Source organism: Jeotgalibacillus terrae (genome assembly GCF_016908195.1).
Classification (GTDB): Bacteria; Bacillota; Bacilli; order Bacillales; family Jeotgalibacillaceae; genus Jeotgalibacillus; species Jeotgalibacillus terrae.
In genome coordinates this window covers 59,201-76,886 of the sequence record NZ_JAFBDK010000005.1, presented here as the reverse complement: position 1 = coordinate 76,886, position 17,686 = coordinate 59,201, and the positions used below count along the sequence as shown (strand labels likewise).

22 protein-coding genes are annotated in these 17,686 nt (G+C 40.8%); 6 read left to right on the top strand and 16 right to left on the bottom strand.

Annotated features, from left to right (window positions below):
- Positions 1 to 133: 133 nt before the first annotated feature.
- Together JOD21_RS06090 and JOD21_RS06085 are read left to right on the top strand one after the other, a co-directional pair.
- Positions 134 to 922 (top strand): ABC transporter ATP-binding protein, encoded by a 789-nt coding sequence (locus JOD21_RS06090; protein ID WP_204728757.1) that lies wholly within the window; start codon positions 134 to 136, stop codon positions 920 to 922.
- A complete protein-coding gene (locus JOD21_RS06085) occupies positions 919 to 2,547 on the top strand; it encodes a hypothetical protein (protein ID WP_204728756.1) in 1,629 nt (542 codons plus the stop codon). Before JOD21_RS06090 ends, JOD21_RS06085 begins: the two co-directional genes overlap by 4 nt.
- Positions 2,548 to 2,607: 60 nt before the next feature.
- Here JOD21_RS06085 and JOD21_RS06080 read toward each other — a convergent pair whose 3' ends face one another.
- Entirely contained in the window at positions 2,608 to 3,351 is a 744-nt protein-coding gene (locus JOD21_RS06080) for a hypothetical protein (RefSeq protein ID WP_239581455.1), read from the bottom strand.
- Positions 3,352 to 3,462: 111 nt separating this feature from the next.
- On the bottom strand, positions 3,463 to 3,882 hold the full coding sequence (locus JOD21_RS06075) for a hypothetical protein (protein ID WP_204728755.1): 420 nt from the start codon (positions 3,880 to 3,882) through the stop codon (positions 3,463 to 3,465).
- 151 nt (positions 3,883 to 4,033) lie between these two features.
- Here JOD21_RS06075 and JOD21_RS06070 point away from each other — a divergent pair, with 151 nt between their 5' ends.
- The 4 genes from JOD21_RS06070 (at position 4,034) to JOD21_RS06055 (ending at position 5,301) form a co-directional block, all read left to right on the top strand.
- Positions 4,034 to 4,189 carry a hypothetical protein gene (locus tag JOD21_RS06070; RefSeq protein WP_204728754.1) on the top strand — a complete coding sequence of 52 codons (156 nt, stop codon included), beginning with the start codon at positions 4,034 to 4,036 and terminating at the stop codon, positions 4,187 to 4,189.
- A 16-nt stretch (positions 4,190 to 4,205) separates the two neighbouring features.
- Complete coding sequence (locus JOD21_RS06065; protein ID WP_204728753.1) at positions 4,206 to 4,400, top strand: hypothetical protein; 195 nt, start codon at positions 4,206 to 4,208, stop codon at positions 4,398 to 4,400.
- Between the two features lie 79 nt (positions 4,401 to 4,479).
- Positions 4,480 to 4,821, top strand: coding sequence for a hypothetical protein (locus JOD21_RS06060; RefSeq protein WP_204728752.1), 342 nt, complete (start codon positions 4,480 to 4,482; stop codon positions 4,819 to 4,821).
- Positions 4,822 to 4,866: 45 nt separating this feature from the next.
- On the top strand, positions 4,867 to 5,301 hold the full coding sequence (locus JOD21_RS06055; RefSeq protein WP_204728751.1) for a hypothetical protein: 435 nt from the start codon (positions 4,867 to 4,869) through the stop codon (positions 5,299 to 5,301).
- Positions 5,302 to 5,381: 80 nt separating this feature from the next.
- On the opposite strand, the gene JOD21_RS06050 is transcribed toward JOD21_RS06055, so the two are convergent.
- The 14 genes from JOD21_RS06050 to JOD21_RS05985 all read right to left on the bottom strand — a co-directional run bounded on the left by JOD21_RS06050 (position 5,382) and on the right by JOD21_RS05985 (position 17,686).
- A complete protein-coding gene (locus JOD21_RS06050) occupies positions 5,382 to 5,612 on the bottom strand; it encodes a hypothetical protein (RefSeq protein WP_204728750.1) in 231 nt (76 codons plus the stop codon).
- A gap of 174 nt (positions 5,613 to 5,786) precedes the next feature.
- Entirely contained in the window at positions 5,787 to 6,479 is a 693-nt protein-coding gene (locus tag JOD21_RS06045; RefSeq protein WP_204728749.1) for an ABC transporter permease, read from the bottom strand.
- Positions 6,463 to 7,398 (bottom strand): ABC transporter ATP-binding protein, encoded by a 936-nt coding sequence (locus JOD21_RS06040; protein WP_204728748.1) that lies wholly within the window; start codon positions 7,396 to 7,398, stop codon positions 6,463 to 6,465. The genes JOD21_RS06045 and JOD21_RS06040 overlap by 17 nt, the downstream gene beginning before the upstream one ends.
- A gap of 88 nt (positions 7,399 to 7,486) precedes the next feature.
- Positions 7,487 to 8,416, bottom strand: a complete 930-nt coding sequence (locus tag JOD21_RS06035; RefSeq protein WP_204728747.1) for a sensor histidine kinase — start codon at positions 8,414 to 8,416, stop codon at positions 7,487 to 7,489.
- The gene (locus JOD21_RS06030; RefSeq protein ID WP_275579573.1) at positions 8,413 to 9,114 is read right to left on the bottom strand and encodes a response regulator transcription factor; all 702 of its coding nucleotides are present in this window, start codon (positions 9,112 to 9,114) and stop codon (positions 8,413 to 8,415) included. Before JOD21_RS06030 ends, JOD21_RS06035 begins: the two co-directional genes overlap by 4 nt.
- Positions 9,115 to 9,197: 83 nt before the next feature.
- Positions 9,198 to 9,767: a glycosyl-4,4'-diaponeurosporenoate acyltransferase CrtO family protein gene (locus JOD21_RS06025; protein ID WP_239581454.1), complete on the bottom strand. Its 570-nt coding sequence runs from the start codon at positions 9,765 to 9,767 to the stop codon at positions 9,198 to 9,200.
- A gap of 614 nt (positions 9,768 to 10,381) precedes the next feature.
- Complete coding sequence (locus JOD21_RS06020) at positions 10,382 to 11,251, bottom strand: phosphotransferase family protein (RefSeq protein WP_204728746.1); 870 nt, start codon at positions 11,249 to 11,251, stop codon at positions 10,382 to 10,384.
- A gap of 65 nt (positions 11,252 to 11,316) precedes the next feature.
- Positions 11,317 to 11,763: a hypothetical protein gene (locus tag JOD21_RS06015; protein WP_204728745.1), complete on the bottom strand. Its 447-nt coding sequence runs from the start codon at positions 11,761 to 11,763 to the stop codon at positions 11,317 to 11,319.
- Positions 11,764 to 11,781: 18 nt separating this feature from the next.
- The gene (locus JOD21_RS06010; RefSeq protein WP_204728965.1) at positions 11,782 to 11,985 is read right to left on the bottom strand and encodes a DUF6440 family protein; all 204 of its coding nucleotides are present in this window, start codon (positions 11,983 to 11,985) and stop codon (positions 11,782 to 11,784) included.
- Positions 11,986 to 12,161: 176 nt separating this feature from the next.
- Positions 12,162 to 12,821: a FusB/FusC family EF-G-binding protein gene (locus tag JOD21_RS06005; protein ID WP_204728744.1), complete on the bottom strand. Its 660-nt coding sequence runs from the start codon at positions 12,819 to 12,821 to the stop codon at positions 12,162 to 12,164.
- 406 nt (positions 12,822 to 13,227) lie between these two features.
- Positions 13,228 to 13,896, bottom strand: coding sequence for a hypothetical protein (locus JOD21_RS06000; RefSeq protein ID WP_204728743.1), 669 nt, complete (start codon positions 13,894 to 13,896; stop codon positions 13,228 to 13,230).
- A gap of 189 nt (positions 13,897 to 14,085) precedes the next feature.
- The gene (locus JOD21_RS05995) at positions 14,086 to 14,685 is read right to left on the bottom strand and encodes a TetR/AcrR family transcriptional regulator (protein ID WP_204728742.1); all 600 of its coding nucleotides are present in this window, start codon (positions 14,683 to 14,685) and stop codon (positions 14,086 to 14,088) included.
- Positions 14,686 to 14,935: 250 nt separating this feature from the next.
- Complete coding sequence (locus tag JOD21_RS05990) at positions 14,936 to 16,267, bottom strand: alkaline phosphatase (RefSeq protein WP_204728741.1); 1,332 nt, start codon at positions 16,265 to 16,267, stop codon at positions 14,936 to 14,938.
- Between the two features lie 282 nt (positions 16,268 to 16,549).
- Positions 16,550 to 17,686 (bottom strand): hypothetical protein, encoded by a 1,137-nt coding sequence (locus tag JOD21_RS05985; RefSeq protein WP_204728740.1) that lies wholly within the window; start codon positions 17,684 to 17,686, stop codon positions 16,550 to 16,552.

Here is a 17,686-nt window from a genome sequence, read left to right as displayed (position 1 = left end):
TATTTAGATTACTATTTAATTAGGATGTAATAGAATTTTGAAACAATCGTTGTTAGAAGTACGTAAGATAGATATAAAGGAATTTCTTGTCACCTGCCAGTTATTGAATTTAAAAGTAGAAAGGAGTTTTTTGATGGAGCGTCAGGAAGTGATCCGGCTCGAACATGTAACGAAAAGATTTGGGGATAAGCTTGTTTTGGAGGATATTGACCTCTCCGTTTATGAAGGAGATATTATCGGATACATCGGGCCGAATGGAGCCGGTAAAAGTACGACGGTGAAAATGATGCTCGGCCTTGTGGATGGATACGAGGGCAATATTTTGATCTTCGGTGAAAACCTGAAAGATCAGGACCATACATATAAAAAAAGGATTGGATACGTCCCGGAAAATGCTGAGCTCTATGATTCACTGACCGCACAGGAATACCTCGCATTTATTGCAGGACTTTACGGTCTTGAAGAGGATCTGGCCCGTGAAAAAGCGCATCGTTTGATGATGAAGTTTGAGATCGATCACGTCATGAATGCGAGGCTGTCCTCTTTTTCTAAAGGGATGCGGCAAAAGGTGCTGATTATTTCGAGCCTGCTGCACAATCCGGATGTCTTATTTCTCGATGAACCGCTGAGCGGACTGGATGCGAACAGTATGCTGATTGTGAGGGAGATTCTGGCTCAGCTGTCGGCACAGGGAAAAACGATTTTTTACTCTTCTCATATCATGGACATTGTCGAAAAGATCAGCAACCGGATTGTGTTGATTTCAAATGGTCATATAGCTGCTGACGGGACCTTTGATGAGCTGAAGGAGCAGAATCAGAAAGGATCTCTTCAGGATATATTCAATAGTCTTACCGGTTTTAGTCAGCATAAAGAAATAGCAGAGGATTTCGTTGCGATCGTTCAGGAGGAACCGGCATGAACAATTTCGCCACGCTCAGACTGCTGGACCGTTTCGCTCCTTTATTCAGACGCGCGGGAATCGATTATTCGATGCTCCGGCTGATTCTAGGCCTAAAACTGACAATGGACACAAGAAGAGTGCCGACTGTCTTTGCCCAGTCGAAGATCAAGGAAGGAAAAAACTACTTCATCCGCTCACTGTGGATCTATGCGCTATATGGACTTGCGGTGATTCCGTTTTTGTTTGTTGATAACTATTTCTTTCAGCTGAGCATTATTTTCGGTATTCTCATGTTTATTTTAATGACCTCGATGATCTCTGATTTTTCATCTGTTCTGCTTGATGTCAGAGACCGCAATATGATGATGACAAAGCCGGTGGATCAGCGTACGATCAGTACGGCCAAAATGCTTCATATTACGATGTATATGTCTCTGTTAACGATTGCTACGACTGGTATTCCATTGGTTGTCTCACTCTTTGTAAATGGTTTCGGATTTTTCCTGCTGTTTCTGGCAGAACTGATCCTGCTGAACTTTCTTATCCTGATGATGACTGCACTCGTTTACTTTGCTATTTTGCAATTTTTCGATGGGGAGAAATTAAAAAATATCATTAACTTCATGCAAATTGCTTTAACACTTGGTATCTTCATTGGTTATCAGCTCGTGGCACGCTCTTTTCAATTGACCAGCCTCGACTGGACCTTTACCCCGGCCTGGTGGCAGCTTTTCACCCCGCCCGTATGGTTTGGTGCCCTGCACGAAGCGGTTTTGACTGGAGAGCGGAGCTTCTTTGTCCTCGTGCTGGCAGTGTTAGCTGTGATTATCCCGGTGATCGCCATGATACTTTATGTCAAAATGATCCCGGTCTTCGAATCCTCTCTTCATAAGCTTTCTACAGTTGAGCAGGGTAAAGAGAAGCGGACAAATCGATTGAAGCAGGCATTTCTTCGCTTCATTGCACCTGATCAGGAGGAGAGAAATTTTATGAACTTCTCTTTTGCAATGATGAAGAGTGAACGTGAATTCAAGCTGAAGGTCTATCCTCAGGTCGGATTTACCTTTGTGATTCCGTTTCTGTTTATGTACACGAACATTGAAAATGGATCTTTTGAAGCGCTTAGAGAAGGCAGCTCTTATTATTTGTTTTATTTTACGCTGCTGGTGATTCCGACCGTTCTTTCAATGGTGAAATACTCCGGGGCATATAAAGGGTCCTGGATTTATGCGGCAATGCCTTTAAGAGATCGTGTGTTAATTGACAGAGGACTGACGAAGAGTGTACTGGTGATGTTTTATTTACCGGTTATGCTGATTTTAGCACCTGTTTTCATCTGGATTTTCTCCGGGAGAATCTGGCTCGACCTTCTCGTGATCGTTGCGACTGCCATACTTTATGCAGCGATCTGTACACTTGTACTAAACGGAAAAAGCTTACCGTTCAGTCAGCCTTTTTCAGTCGCGCAGCATCAGGAGGGCATCAAAGCATTCATGATGATGCTGGTGATCGGCGGTTTCTGCCTGATCCACGTCCTGTTTAACAACTGGACAATTGGTCTCGAGATTTATCTCGGTATTCTGTTGGTCGCTATTCTGATTGTGTGGACACTTGGGTTCAGGAGGATTCGATTGAGTAAGTGAAAACGTGTCAGGAGCAATTTCCACAAGTTTGATATGGAAGTTGCTCCTGACACAGAATTATTATTGATCCAGCTCAAAATATTCACTCAGCGAGCATATCCGCCCTTCCTGATCCCACTTATGATATTCTTCAAAAACGGCCTGAATATCATCTTTAAAACGGACCTCCACCAAATGTTTTATGTACAGATAGCTTCTCCAGTAATCGAACATGATGCTTGATAAGCTGGATGTGTAAGAGCCGCTGCCAAACTCATCGATAGACCGGTCACCGTATTCTTCTGAGAACGCCTCCACTAACTCTTCTTCGACCGCTGTGATTTCATCAAATTCCTTCTCACTTAAAAGGAACTTTCGAGGCAAATATTCGCACATGCCTTCTTCAAACCAAATGCTGTCCTCACGCTCATCGTCAAAATCCTCAAGAAACAAATCAGAGTGATGTGTTAATTCATGCCCTAATATTTGCAGGATGTGATTCTCTGAAAGTTCTTTATAAAAACGCTCGATATGAGGAAGGTCCTTACCGTCCAATTGCTCAACAAAAAGTTTTCTCCAGGCTGCTACGTCAGGTGTGATGTAAATTGTATTTTTATTGGTAAACGCAGGGATTGGAATCTCAGAAAATACAGTGGTTGCAGCTTCTGCCGACGTCCATATAATTCCTTTTGGCTGATCCATTAGCAAGTACTCTTTTTCCAATATGTATTGATATTCCTCCAGCCGCTTGCTGAAGCGCTGGATGATATCTTTGTGAGTTTCATATTCCTTTATGTCTTCAAAAGCATAGATGTGTTTCATCATGAACAACCTTTCTTATTAAATGTTTCTTAATCAGCTAAAAAACACTAAGGAACGTGAACACTAAATCGCAATTCCTCTGCCATTCACATTCACGCCCCGTATGCCTGCAATTTATCCTTCTGCAAGCATACGTTTCTTTGATATCCGGGTCGCGATAAACACGAACAGGCTCATTAAAATAGAAAGAATTGCTCCGAAAAATAGGATCATCATCCCCGCCAGTCCAACCCATCCGCTCGTAACTGAGAGAACCAGATTATTAATCAGCAAAGCAGATACAAAGGTTAAAGCAGTTATATGATATGGTTTAATTTTCTTCCATACTAATAGAAGCAGGAGAATGAAAAAGACTGAGACAGCAGCATACATCAGCGCTTCATTGAGTGCAAAACCGAACCGTGACTGCCCGGCATCAGATCCTGTCCCCGGATTCGCTGTCTCTACAAATGCAACGATTGTTAAGGCGATTCCAGCAAACAATGCAAAGCCATAGATAACCCAATTTGTTTTAGTGATATCAGAACGAGTCATTGGATCTCCTCCTTAAATTGGTAATTATAGTATACCAACAACACGTCAGAGATGCCAAATTGACTGAAAACTTCACATTGTAAAAAATGGTATTATAGGTATATAAATTTGGCAGCAGCGGATTAGCCGGCATGTTATGAGGAGTGAGCACATGGAAGTTGTTTTTAGTTTATTGATTTTAAGTATTGCCCTAATCCTTCTAGGCATGAAGAAACGTGGAGACAGAACGATTACAGTCAAAAAGCTCGTATTAGGACTGGTTGCTACTATAGTAGTCATTAATGTTATCTTGTTTGTGATTTTGTAATGGAGGGAGGATGATAATGGCCAGACACATTGCAGTGTTTATCGTTGTTACTTTAGTGTTAATTACGGTCACGATACCTGGAACAATCGAAGAATTTAACGATAGCTTATTTAATCAGATTTACTACTCATTTATGATTGTTGCTGCTGGAGTATATTATATTTTATTTACGTGGAAAATCAGACAGTTACGCAGGGATGATAAAGGTTGAGAAGCTCAAAGCTTAAGATTCACCCCCGCCCCTTCACACCTAAAGAAAATACTTAAAGTATCTATGACGGGAGTTTGTTATGCAAAAAATCCTTTCTTTACTTGTTCCTATACTAGCCCTTCTGTTTTTAATAGGAACTTTTTTTCTTCAATATGAATTTTTATTTGTAACACGTATTATTTTAATTGTTTTTTCAATACTGTATATCGTAATTGATATAAAACGGGATTATTTCATAGAAAACAAACAGGTTTTTGTTTTTATTAGCATGATGAGCATGATCTCTGTAGCAGTAAGTGTTCTATTGGACCTAACTGTGGAAGATAGCGTTTTTAATAGTCGTGATTTCTTTATCCCTTTATATGTTTTCGTTCTTATCGTGATCATGTATAAAGATTTATACGATACAAAGAAAAAATAGGATGCTTGTATTAAATTCAATACATATTTCCAGGGGGCTTATTAAATGGAAACCTTGCACGCCTGGCAACCCATTACATCAATGAAAGGTCGTAATCTTGCAGATTTGGGATTTTTTGAAGTGATACCTCACTTTGAATACTTGAAAATTAAATTTGATGATGTAAAAGGGAACAAATTTGAAGTGATATATGATCAGACCATTTCTCCAGTAGAGTATTATGTGTGGTCATACAGATTCTCAACCGAATACGGTAGATTTGATTTAATCAGCAAGCAAGTTGACCTGTCAGATGTGGTTGATGAAGATTCCTTATACTTTTACAAAGTTTCCAATTCTGAATACATCAAGTGGTTTGATCAAAACCCTCTGATCAACAGTCACACCAATCCTAAATTGGAACATCACCTCTATATGAATGGTAGTCAGGTCTTTGAGGTTTTATCGGATTACGAACCAAAATTTTTGAAAATCATATAATTTTTTATGATTAAAAACAGGGACGTAAACCCCGAATCATTCTGTCTAATGATTCGAGATATACGTCCCTGCCTATTTTTTTATGTCGTTCTAATCATTTTCTGTGATAAGAAATAAGCAATCGTTGCGATCAATAAAATTGCCAGAAAGTGAATCGCCGGAGACCCGCCAAACGCGACTTCCCCGCTTGTACTTATGATGCCCATTGATAGATCAGGAACATAGAGAGCTGTTAAAACCAGTCCTGATATGATTTGATAGCTTATGTATAAGATAGCTAAGCTTAAAATAAAGACTGCATACTTCTTCATACGCCACACCCCTTTTTACTATCTACGGGCTCTTAAGTAAAAAAGTTTCGTTTTGCTTCTTAACAGCTTCCTCCTCCTGAAATGACTTATTTCACTTTCATCAACTTCAATGTCATTTTCAGAAGGGGGAATAACTGATCATCAGCTGATGATTAGTGTGATGTGCTTCGATTGTTAAAAGTCTTTTTTTACAGCCTGGTTCACTACCAGGTTCGCGGTAATGAATCCGATCACACCGAGCAAAATCGGTATGGCTGTAATTGAAAAAAGGTTTGTGTCATCTGTGTTCACTGAAGATGACAGCAGTGCGACGATGAAGATAGATGAAGTGATCGTAGCAGGCACCGAATATTTTCTCATGCCGAAGAACAGCGGAATCAAAGACAGTCCAACACAAGCGACTGCCAGCAACACTAGGTGGAGCATATAGTCAGAAGACAGTGTGTATCCAAGTTCAAGTGGTGTAAACATATAAAAACGATTGAATACCGAGAAGCTGTAGTAGACGATCAACACTGAAGCAATGATGAAGAAAAAAGTAAACAGGCTAATGATGATCAGCTTGGCCATCAGTAATTTTCTCCGACTAACCGGATACATAAACAGCAGTGTAATCGTCTTATTCTTGAATTCTTCAATAATAATATGAGACATCAGCACTGCTGCATAAATCACAAATGCTGCGATGACAAGGAGTTCGATCAGCATCTGAACATCATCAATACTTGTCAGAAATTCAGTGACTGCTTCCGGCTCGATACTGATGAGCATCATCATACTGACAATAGCTGTATTGATAAGTAAAAAGCTCAAAGCAACACTCTTTATGTTCATTCTTCTCAGTTCAAGTTTAATTAAGTTCAGCATGAGAACGGTCTCCTTCTATCAGCTGCAGGAAGTAATCTTCAAGAGGCTGCTTTTTATAATTGATAGAAGCGATTTCAACCTGGTTTTGAACCATTGATTGAATAACATCGTTCTGTGACACATGATGATCATAGATATGAATGATGCCTTTATCTTCCTTGACACGGAAGTTGCTCACCTGTAATTTATTCTCGAGCACGAAGGCCGCTTTCGGATAATCACGAACAACAAGCTCCAGGTGATTCGCATGGGTATTACGAATCTCTTCCATAGAAGCTTCTTTAATTAATTTCCCTTTGCGGATGACACCGATCGTATCTGCAATCTGTTCGATTTCCGCCAGATTATGACTCGAGATAAGCAGCGTAAGACCGTATTGCCTGCTAAGTTTTATAAATATTTCACGCAGCTCATGCATGCCGCCGGGATCGAGGCCATTTACCGGTTCATCTAAAATGAGAATCTCAGGCTTGGTAATGATTGCCCGCGCAAGGCCGAGACGCTGCTTCATACCCAGCGAAAAGTCTTTCACCGGCTTATTTTCTATATTCACTAAATTAACAAGCTCCAGCGTTTCTTTAATCGCCTTTTTGTCGTAATAGCCCATATATTCACAATGGAGCTCCAGGTTTTTTCTGGCCGTAAGTTTTTCATAAAAGATCGGGTATTCGATCATGCTGCCTATCCTCTTTAACAATTCATAAGATGTAGCATGCACTTTTTCACCCAGTATTTCAATTTCCCCTCCAGTCGGTTTTACCAGATTGGTCATCATTTTCATGATCGTCGTTTTACCTGCACCATTCGGGCCCAGAAAACCATATATTTCTCCGTGACGTATGTTCATACTTACTTCAGAAACGACCTCTTCGCCACGATAAGCTTTTGTCAGCTGATGTGTTCTAAGAATATAAGTCATGCAGCAATCTCCTCTCTTATCTCTTAGATTCACTTTATCAGAGGATCCTGTCATTCCACTTACTAAATCCTTACGAAATTCTTAAGTTTCATTCGTGCTTGAATGTTACTGTAAATACGGTCTTTTTAAATGGAACACTTGTGAATGCAATGCTGCCGTTCATTCGTTCTACCAGTCTTTTGGCAATGGTTAATCCAAGCCCGCTGCCTTCAGCTGAGGAGCTTCTTGCATCTTCAAGTGTATATAAGCGCTCAAAGATCCTGTTGACATCTTTTTCGTTTATTCCTCTGCCCCTGTCCCATATGTCAATCATGATATGGCCTTCTGCCTGTCGAAGTGCAAGGCCCAGTATGTTACCTTCTTTCCCATAACGGATTGCATTGGACAATAAATTCTCCAGAACCCGCGTAAGCGCATCTCCATCAGCATTGATCAAAATCGGTTCTTCCGGTATATCAACGGATACTTCAAAGCCGGTGGCGGTTAAGGTGTCATAATAGCCGAGTATGGCTTTACGGCACACTTCACTTACATCTGTTGTCTTCATATCAATTGGCCAATCATTCGATTCCAGCTTTGCAAGGTCAAAAAACTTACTGATTAAGTGTCCAACTTCCATTACCTTGCCATTAACCTTTGCCAGCAGTTTTTCGCGTTCTTCAAGCGTATAGTTCTGATCATGCTGAATGGTCTCGATATAGCCTAAGATCACTGTTAATGGGGTCTTGAGATCATGAGAAATGTTAGAGAGCATACGATTCATTGAGGTTCTCATCCGGGTGCCATCAGCAATATATTCCTGATGATAGTCAAGTAGTGAATTGATACTGACCAGCAAATCACGCAGGGCCGTTTCATTCGTAGTGACAAGCACCCTTTCAGACGATTGCTTTTCAATAATGTCGTTGATTTTTGTTGATAAATAAGGGAGGTCTTCAGTCACTGTTTTTTTAATTTTGTAGTAGCGGTAACTGACAAATATTAATAAAAGTAACAGGACAGCGCATACATACGTCATGTTTCAACCTCAATCTTGTAGCCGATTCCCCAGATTGTCTTGATGTAGGTTGGCGAAGAAGGATTGTCTTCTATTTTCCCTCTCAGACGCCTGATATGGACGTTGATCACGTTATCGTCTCCGTAATATGCTTCTTTCCAGACACTTTCAAATAACTGTCCCTTCGTAAAAACCCGATTTGGATTTGTCGCGAGCAAGCTTAAAATCTGGAATTCTTTGGCTGTCAGGTTTACAACTTCCCCATTCTTTACTACGGAAAAGTTTGACATGTTCATCTCTACATCACCAATCCTGACCGTTTGCTCTGCCTGGTCTGTTGCCGTCTGGCTATATTGCTTTGACCGGCGCAGTGCGGCTTTGACACGGGCTGTCATCTCAATTAATGAAAAAGGCTTGGCAATATAATCATCCGCTCCAAACCCAAGCCCCAGTGCCTTATCCAGATCACTGCCTTTTGCAGACATAATTAAAATCGGCAGCATGCTGTCTTTTCGCATCTCCTGCAAAATATCGAGCCCGTTTGCAGTTGGCAGCATCAAGTCTAAAATAACTAAATCATACGTTCTTTTCGAAAACAGACTCAGTGCCTCATCACCGTCGAATGCTGATGTAACAGCATAACCTTCCCTTTCCATGTGATTGAGTACCATGTCATGAATCTGCTGATCGTCCTCTATCAGCAAAATCGTTTCATTCATCTTCACCACTTCTTCCTCTGTTGTTCATGTAGCCTGCTAGATGTTTAAGTCAAATAGGATTATACCTTAAAAGTTCAATTCACCTATACCTTATAAACCGGCCGATTTAAATCACGACTCGTATCAGAAGATTTTTGATTCTGATACTCCAGTCTTAATTTCAACCTGAGCAGTCGGGGCCTATTGTACCTTTGAATCAAACAGAACGGCATTTGAATAAACAAGTTAATGATCGAACAACTAAAGGCCATAACAACATAATCACCCGGGTTGACCAGCACACAGGCGAACCCTGCTACAGCCATACCCAAATGACCAATTTCCGAGTATTTCGTTTCTAAAATAAATTGATCAACATATTTCAAACTAAGTTCCTTATCGAGGTTTTTCTTTTCAAAATGCCATACTTTTCCCCATTCAGGAAGCCGGTCCTTCCATTTATTTAAACGAAGTATTTTATATAACTTTTTCTCAAATGGGTGTTCTTTAAAGAACCATTGATTTTTTATATATAAGGATTCTGGAATGAGTCTGACTAAGTAAGCCACTCCAAAACAGCATACTAACCAGAATGAAGTATTGATGACAATCATCCACAATGTAAACCAGTTCATTGATTCACCATCTTCCTGATTCATTCTTATGAATTTCATAATTCTCTGCCCAATGCCTTCAAGCGTTTCATCCCGTAAAAAATGAAAGTTTTCTTATTATAAGAAAAGTGAACCTGTTTGGCATCCAGGAGTTATATGATCTGGAACTTACACATCGATTTGAGGCTGTTTTTTTTCGACGCCTTTATATCCACATAATCATGTCGCGGTGCCCCGGTAGAACTGAACAATTCGCCATGCTCTGTTATTCAATATGATGTTGGAATGGCGATGGCTGTTCTATAAACCTATACTCAACTCCAAATTCAGACTATCAAACAATTGTATCAAGACACTATTAATAATGAATAAAAAGAATAGTGGGATTCCGGTCTTCTTTTCATTGAAGAATATTCATTTTTTTCTCTGTTCAAATTTATTCCAAAAATAAAGAGCACCCCAAAAACATAATCCCAAGAGTGGTACAAAGGGTTTTTGTTCAGTTGGAAGGTAGATAACAAGCAGCACCCCGATAATTATAAATGGAATTGCAAGTATCCAATACTTTTTTTATTAGACACCATGGCTTTGATACCTCCTTGCAATGCAGTGAGAAGGGTCAACGATGATTATGTCCCCTCTCATTACTCTGCTTCACGTCATAAATAAGTTATTTAATCACTTAACTCTGTTTTTAATAGAGCCAGATTCTGCTCATAAAAGGATCTATTCTTCTCAATTCCTCGTCTCTGGCACCATCCGATACTGTTAAAGGCATCAGTGAAACGGTAAAATTTCAGCACGTGATCAAGATCAATCAGCGGACGGATGCTGCGATAACCATCCTGATACGCTTGATAGAGTGACGGATCCAGACTCAAAAAATCCCGGTGAATTTTTGAAAAATCCATTTCTGTCGCACCAAAGCGGACACTTTCAAAGTCAATAGAACCGATGATCTGGTCATTCTTAACTAAAATATTTGCCGGACGAAAATCCATATGGATAAAAGCAGGTCCATCCGGGGCAGGAAGCTCTTTTTTCATGTCCATATATTTTTGAATCGACCGCTCATATAAGGACGGTTCAATCACTTTAATCGTATCCTCTGCAAAACCGTAAAACATCCGGTCCACAAACTCAGACCAGTTTGGAAATTCATTGTCGATATGTAAGAGGTCCATCCCTGGAGGCGGCTGAATGGCGTGCAGTGATGCATGATACACACCTGTTTCATATGCAAGCGAAGTTGAAATCTTTGGCGTGAGAGGCTCACCCTTCAATTCTGATAATAGCAGCGCCCCCGCCGTCTCATCGTCTCCCTCCCAGACATCAAGCAGGCGCGGAACTGAAACCCGGTCTTCAAGAATGCTGTAGGCCTTTACCTCTCTGTGAAACTTTAACTTATTGAACGGGATCTTTATGTAGACAATTTCTCCATGTGTGAGAAGGATCCTGTATACCGTTGAACTATGCGAGTCAGCTACGTCATTAATTGATTGTGTGGACAAGCCAAAGTGTTTGATGATTTTAGTTAATGTCATGTTGGATAATTCCTTTCATTGAAGGGTGGGACATACAAGCTGGGACAGACCCCAACTTCCACATTTTACATCCAATTCACACCCCATAAGCTCTGAATCAAAGCCATATAGAGAACCATGATGATACTGAGTCCGATGAACAGTCCGATCATCACTCTATAGCGGTCTGTTTTTCGAAAAGCCATGATCAGTATGAACAACACAGCTGCTGTCACAGCGTAAAACACAAAAAACATGGCATATATCGTGAACGGCCCTACATACAAACTAAGGACGATCAGCTGCAGCAAAAAGGCCGCGATGGCTCCTGCTGCCCACTTTAACGACCCTTTCGCCGCTGCAGTATTCCAAAGCGCAAAGATCAGTAACGCAGCAATAAGCACGTAATAGCTCCATTCAAACACCCAGAAAAGACGCTCTGCATCAACAGCGAAACTATACCCCATGACAAATAGCGGAATCATCAAAAGCAACAGCCAGGCATTTGTTTGAATTCTTTTTGCTTCAGTCATATCGATTCTCCCTCCCGATCACTCCGTCTTTTCCACAATCACTTCCCCATTCTCATCAAGCAGCGGCGTTAATCCTCCGCTCTGACCCATCCAAGTATTCATATAGTGCACACCCGTTTTCTTATCAACTAAAATAGTGACCCTTCCATAATCAGGTATGCTTTGATAGGACTTCACCATGAAACGATCTTCTTCCTGACGGTGGTTACCACGAAAAATCATTCTATAACACCTCTTTGTATGTCATTATCAGTTTATTCCTAATATTACCTGTAATACTGTCTGTCTACAAGCTGTCCAAATGAAAAATTGGCTGGCATGAGTCCGGGTCACTACCGTCTTCATACCAGCCAATCGGCTACTCTCTATTTTTGAGGAATTAATTCTAACCATTTGTTTTATTGAAAAAGATACCCCAGAAAATCTTCTAGCTTTTGTATATCTGTCAAATTTTCATTGCACGCCTGACTATCTTTACAAATATAGTTGCCTCTACTAGTGTAAGTCTCTTTTCCGCTTTTAACCTTTGTCATGAATAAAGCAACTTCACCCAGGTGGTTACAAATACTGCAAATGCCCTTGTTATTGCTGTTCGCAAAGTGGCCTGAAACGCCCTTTAACTTCCCCTGATATTCTACGATCAAATACTGTTTATGGGCCCGTGTATCAAACCATCCAAGGTAAGATAACCGCTGAAAGTCCAGCGTATCCAGATCCGGCATCTGAAGCTTTTTCGCTTTCGGAAATAGCTTCTCTACTTTTTTCTTAGACAATGTCTGAAACGGGATCACATAATCATGTTTCAACTCACCCAGAAAAGTCCGCGCTTCAGACTCGCTTTCCACTTCAGTCATACGGTTCAAAAGCGCTTCCTGCTCCTCAGTCAGATCAGGAATCATCTCCCTGACTTTTGCCATCGAATGAAGCCTGACTCCGTCCCGGGTATCCTTGTGATGCACAGTGTTTTGAGTGTGAATAATAAAGTAGACCTGCCGAGCAATAAAATTATATTGGTCATTTCGAATAAACATTTGTTCCGTTTTTTTAGCTGTATCCATTTCCATCCGCTCCTTATCTTTACAATCATTAGATAAGTACAAAGCCTGAATAGAAAGATACATTGATTGGCGATTAATATAGAACCCTTAACCCCACACAAAGTATCGCCTACTTAATCAGGCTTTGCATGAGTAGGTGCCAATTCTGACGCCTGCATATTTCTTGCGGTTGTCATCAGGTATCACCTCCGAATAGTTAAAGAATATACATAAAACGGCATTCATGCAACATCCTGTCTTTGAGGGCTTTTTACTTTTCAATAATTAGATTTCCTGAACTTTCTATAGAAACTACATAACAGTGTTTTCGAACTAAGCACTTCTGTTATCCGTTATCTTCTTAAGTTCTTTGATTTCTCTTATGAGTCATTATTTTAATTGTTCATTTTCATGGATAAACGTTGAATTAACCTTCACCCGTATTGATATTCTCAATGTCAATCAACCAATGATTCCTGAACATCAGTGTTCTTTCTATCCCTGCAAGAGCTGCTGCCAGTCCGATTGTTAAGTTGGTCCCGACTGATAATGTAACAGGAGATTTAAATATTCCGATATTTTCTGCGATCCATGGAATATCAGAGAAGGATTCCATTAATTGGACCAGTCCTAAAGTGGTTGAAATTAATAAGGCGATTACAGCGATCAGACCAACTAATGCGCTGGTGTTTGGAAATCGTTTGTGAAACCATAATCTTAATCCCCTAACTGAACGTCTATCTGGATAAACAGAATAAGTAGCTTCCTGGTCAGACACATAACGAATGCCATTGATACCAATTGAATTTTTATTAACTTTAATGACACCCCCGTTCACAGGCAGGACTGCCGGAAGCTTTGAATAGGAAACATGCCTGCCTTCTTTATATAAATCAACCCTGGGCTCTTCAGTGAAGTACTTTGATTTGATTGCATACTTTGTTGTTTCACCTTCAGTTTTGTTGGTGACTTCCACATGGAATAATGAATGAGTAAACACATTCCAGAGCCGGTACTTTTTTAAAAGGTGACCGTCTCCTGCTTTCACTTTTTTCATCTTTCTTTTATGTTTCATTTTCTTAATAGAACCGTACATCCCTCTAAAACCCCTTCCTTTTATTAATCACGTCACAACTCTTATAAGGTTTTTTGCGTTTCCTACACTACATTTACTGATCGTTTGGTTTTAATATTGATCAGTCAATCAGTTTTTAGATAAAAAAATATACACTTTAAGTATTCACTCTTAACGAGAGTAAAACAGGCATACACTCGTTAAGAGGACTTATTTAATCATTTTAAATATGTTTTCTTTCACTTTGACACTGTATTCTTCAAACCTTGGATCATCTTCAATTTGTGGCAATGACATTGAGAGTGATACCGCTCCCCTTATGATCATTGCAACCACTTTAGTATCAAATTCATTAAATTCTTTAGCTTTTTGTCCTTCAGACAGGATCTTTTCTAACAAAAGATTCAACTCATCTTCAGGAGTTATTTCCCCCTTGAAATAAGGCACATTGTCTGGTGTACGGACATTAAACACAATTTCGAGCAATGCTGTGGTATTCTCACGCTTTATACCTCGATATGCGATGCCTTGATCTATGAACGCCATCAACTGATCAGTGTAAGTCTTCTCATTTTCTACTTTTTCTTTAATAAAGGCTTTTTCCTGTTCAACCAGATAAAGCAAAGTGTGGTTCATTAAATCTTCTTTGCCGGAGAAATGGTACGACAGAAGCCCTGTGCTGGTTTTTGCCTTATCGGCTATTTTGGAAAGACTTGTGTTTACGTAACCATACTCCCTTAATGCATCAATAGCAGCATTTATAATTTGTTCCTTACGTGCATCAGCAATTAAATATTGTTTGTTTTTCATTCGAATCCTACCTTCAATATTTGACTGGTTATTTTTTATTTTGATTGATTGATCAGTTTTATCTTAAAATGGTTTTATATTTTTGTCAAATTCAGATCTATGGGGCTAAATTAATGGAGCGTTGTATTTAGACTTTTATACATAGGTGCTATAGAGTTATCTATCAGCAAAAAAATGTGGTGATGCACGATTTCAGCGCATCACCACCATCTATTTATCTTCAGTTACTGAAACAGACCCAGACTTCTCTCTAAAACTCAATCTTCATCGCTTCACCCATCAGTTTCGGCAGGTCAGTGTTGTCTAGCAGGCCTGAGAATTTATGTGCCTGCGCACCATAAGCATATACTGGTACATCTGTTCCAGTGTGTGCTGATGTTGTCCAGCCGACAAGCGCCCGATCACTGATGATGCTGTTGATCGCAGCGGCAGCGTTGTCCGCCTCTGTAATCAATGCAGCTTCTTCTTCCGTCAATTCAATGTTTGCATATTCTTTCAATACATCAGCAGCATTCGAACGATCTTCATTCAGCGCTGCAGCCATTGTGTCCCCGGTTGCCTCCACATCGTGAAGGACGTCAATATTCAGGTCATACTCTCCATTTGCACCAACAGACATACCGCCTGTTTCGTGGTCTCCCGCGACAACGACGAGTGTGTTTTTATCTTTCTTAGCGTACTCGATGGCTGCTGCTACCGCTTCGTCAAATGCCTTTGTATCGTTCATTGCCCATGCTGCATCATGAGCATGCCCTGCCCAGTCAATCTGGGATCCTTCGACCATCAGGAAGAAACCGTCTTTGTCCTGTTCGAGTGAATGAATTGCCGCATCAGTCATGTCAGCAAGACTCGGCTGATCCGTGTCGCCGCGCTCAAGCTCCGGTGCCATCGCATCATCTGCGAAAAGTCCGAGCAGCTTTCCATTTTCGGCAGAAGCAAGCTCTTCGGCATTGGTTACATACTCATAGCCATCTGATTCAGCTGAGTCAATCAGGTTCAGCTCGGGCTGTTTTCCTCCTTCTGATACAGGAAGGAAATAATCACGCCCTCCACCAAGAATGACATCTACTCCATTTTCGAAGTACTGAGGAGCAATTAACGCCTGATCTCCACGGGACTCAACGCTTGATCCGAAAACTGCCGGTGTCGCGTGTGTGATAGTTGAAGTAGCCACAAGCCCTGTAGATTTCCCCGCTTCTTCAGCCGCGTCCAGGATTGAATCCACCTGCTCTCCATCCGGCGTTACACCAACCATTCCATTATTTGTTTTCACACCAGTCGCCATCGCAGTACCCGCTGCAGCCGAGTCCGTTACCTCCGTATCTGCTGAATACGTCTGCATCAGCCCTTTTACATAAGGATCAAATGAAGATTCTTCCCCTTTGAACCAGCGGTAATTCGTCGCATAAGAGGCATTGTAACCATCCGGAATCATATAAATCACATTATGTACTTTTCCATTTCCCTGACCTGCCCAATCCGGCTTACCAGACGCCGTCGATTCTCCGTCCTGCATGCCAATCGCTATCCCCGATAAAACAAGTCCTCCCGAAAGCGCAAGTAAAGCTGTTCTCTTCAACATATCCCTGTCTCCTTTCAAAATAGCTTACGGTTAGAAGATTAACAGGGGATTGTAAAGAGACAATGACAGGATTGTAAATGCTGATAAAAACGGAACTAATATACTTATAGTTGGAATAAAAAGTAATATAGATAGAGAGACTGGCGACTGGAACAAATCCTTCTTCATTTCTTGATTATGACAGGTACAGCAAATTCAGATAAATAGCAGTGTTTTAGTCAAACGTGGAAACCACGCTGATAAGGACATAACCGTGCATACTATCGGACGACTCGCTCTCTATTATATTATGTTCCTTTTCATCTCGCGTCTCCACACCAGCCAGACAGTTAGCACAGTTGCAATAAGAAACACGCCGGTTGCGACAGGTGTCAGAACCTGAGGTCTAAAGACGTTAATCATGTCATGAATAAGGTACCGTGATACGCCTGCAATCATGATAAAGATGACGGGTATTTGAACGCCAATTAGCACAATCGTATTTGGTGCCATCGTTGATATCGCCAGTGATAGACCGGATAATAGAAGTGAAAAGAAAAAGATCATCCCAATCGACAAAACGATATACTGCAGGAACGTCATATCATACCAGTGAGTAAACCAGCCAAAGGAAGACAGCGGCAGACCGAAATGAGTTTGAGTACCGTTTGTCCAGTAGAGTGCCATATAAAATAAAGTGAGTGCTACAGACAAGACAGTGGCAGCGGTCATGCCTGCCCACCATTTGACTTTATAGGTTGCCCGCCCCTCCTTTGATGTATATTGCAAAGGTACCAGTTTTGCACGGGTATCTCTCACATATACAAGAGACAGCAGGATCGCAACACTTATCCAGACGATGATTGCCAGATTGGTTTTGTAATTTTTGAAGTCCATCGTCACAACATCAGAGTAGAAGCTGTAGGTTTCATTTTCGAGCAGGCGTTGAAATACTTCCTGGCGGGCTCCTGTCGTCTGAGCAATGTCTCCTTCGAGAGACTCTTCCCTGGACTCATATCCTTCTATCAGGCTTTCCCATGCCTGCAACTCCCATAGAATGTCCTTTACTTCATAGAATTTGAGATTTGAACTATAGTCTGCCAATTCACCCTGATTTAGTTCGATTTGCCGAAAATCCTGATAGTTGCTGATGCCCAATTCTTTTGCTTCCGGGTCGGAGGCAAATATTTTGTCGGCCACTCTTACCCTCTCTTCATAGAGCCTCTTTATGTCCTGATATTCTTCCTCATTGATTTGTGCCCCGTAGAGCGGGATCAGTTGTTTTTCAATCGCATAGAGATCTTTTGCAGGTCGTCCATTTGGAAAATATTCGAGCCTAGAGTCTAACAGTAAATAAAATAGAAGGAAGTTTACGATCCCCAGCAGAAGAATCAGCTTCCATGAAAATATTTTTTTCAATTCAAACCAAAACAAACGCAC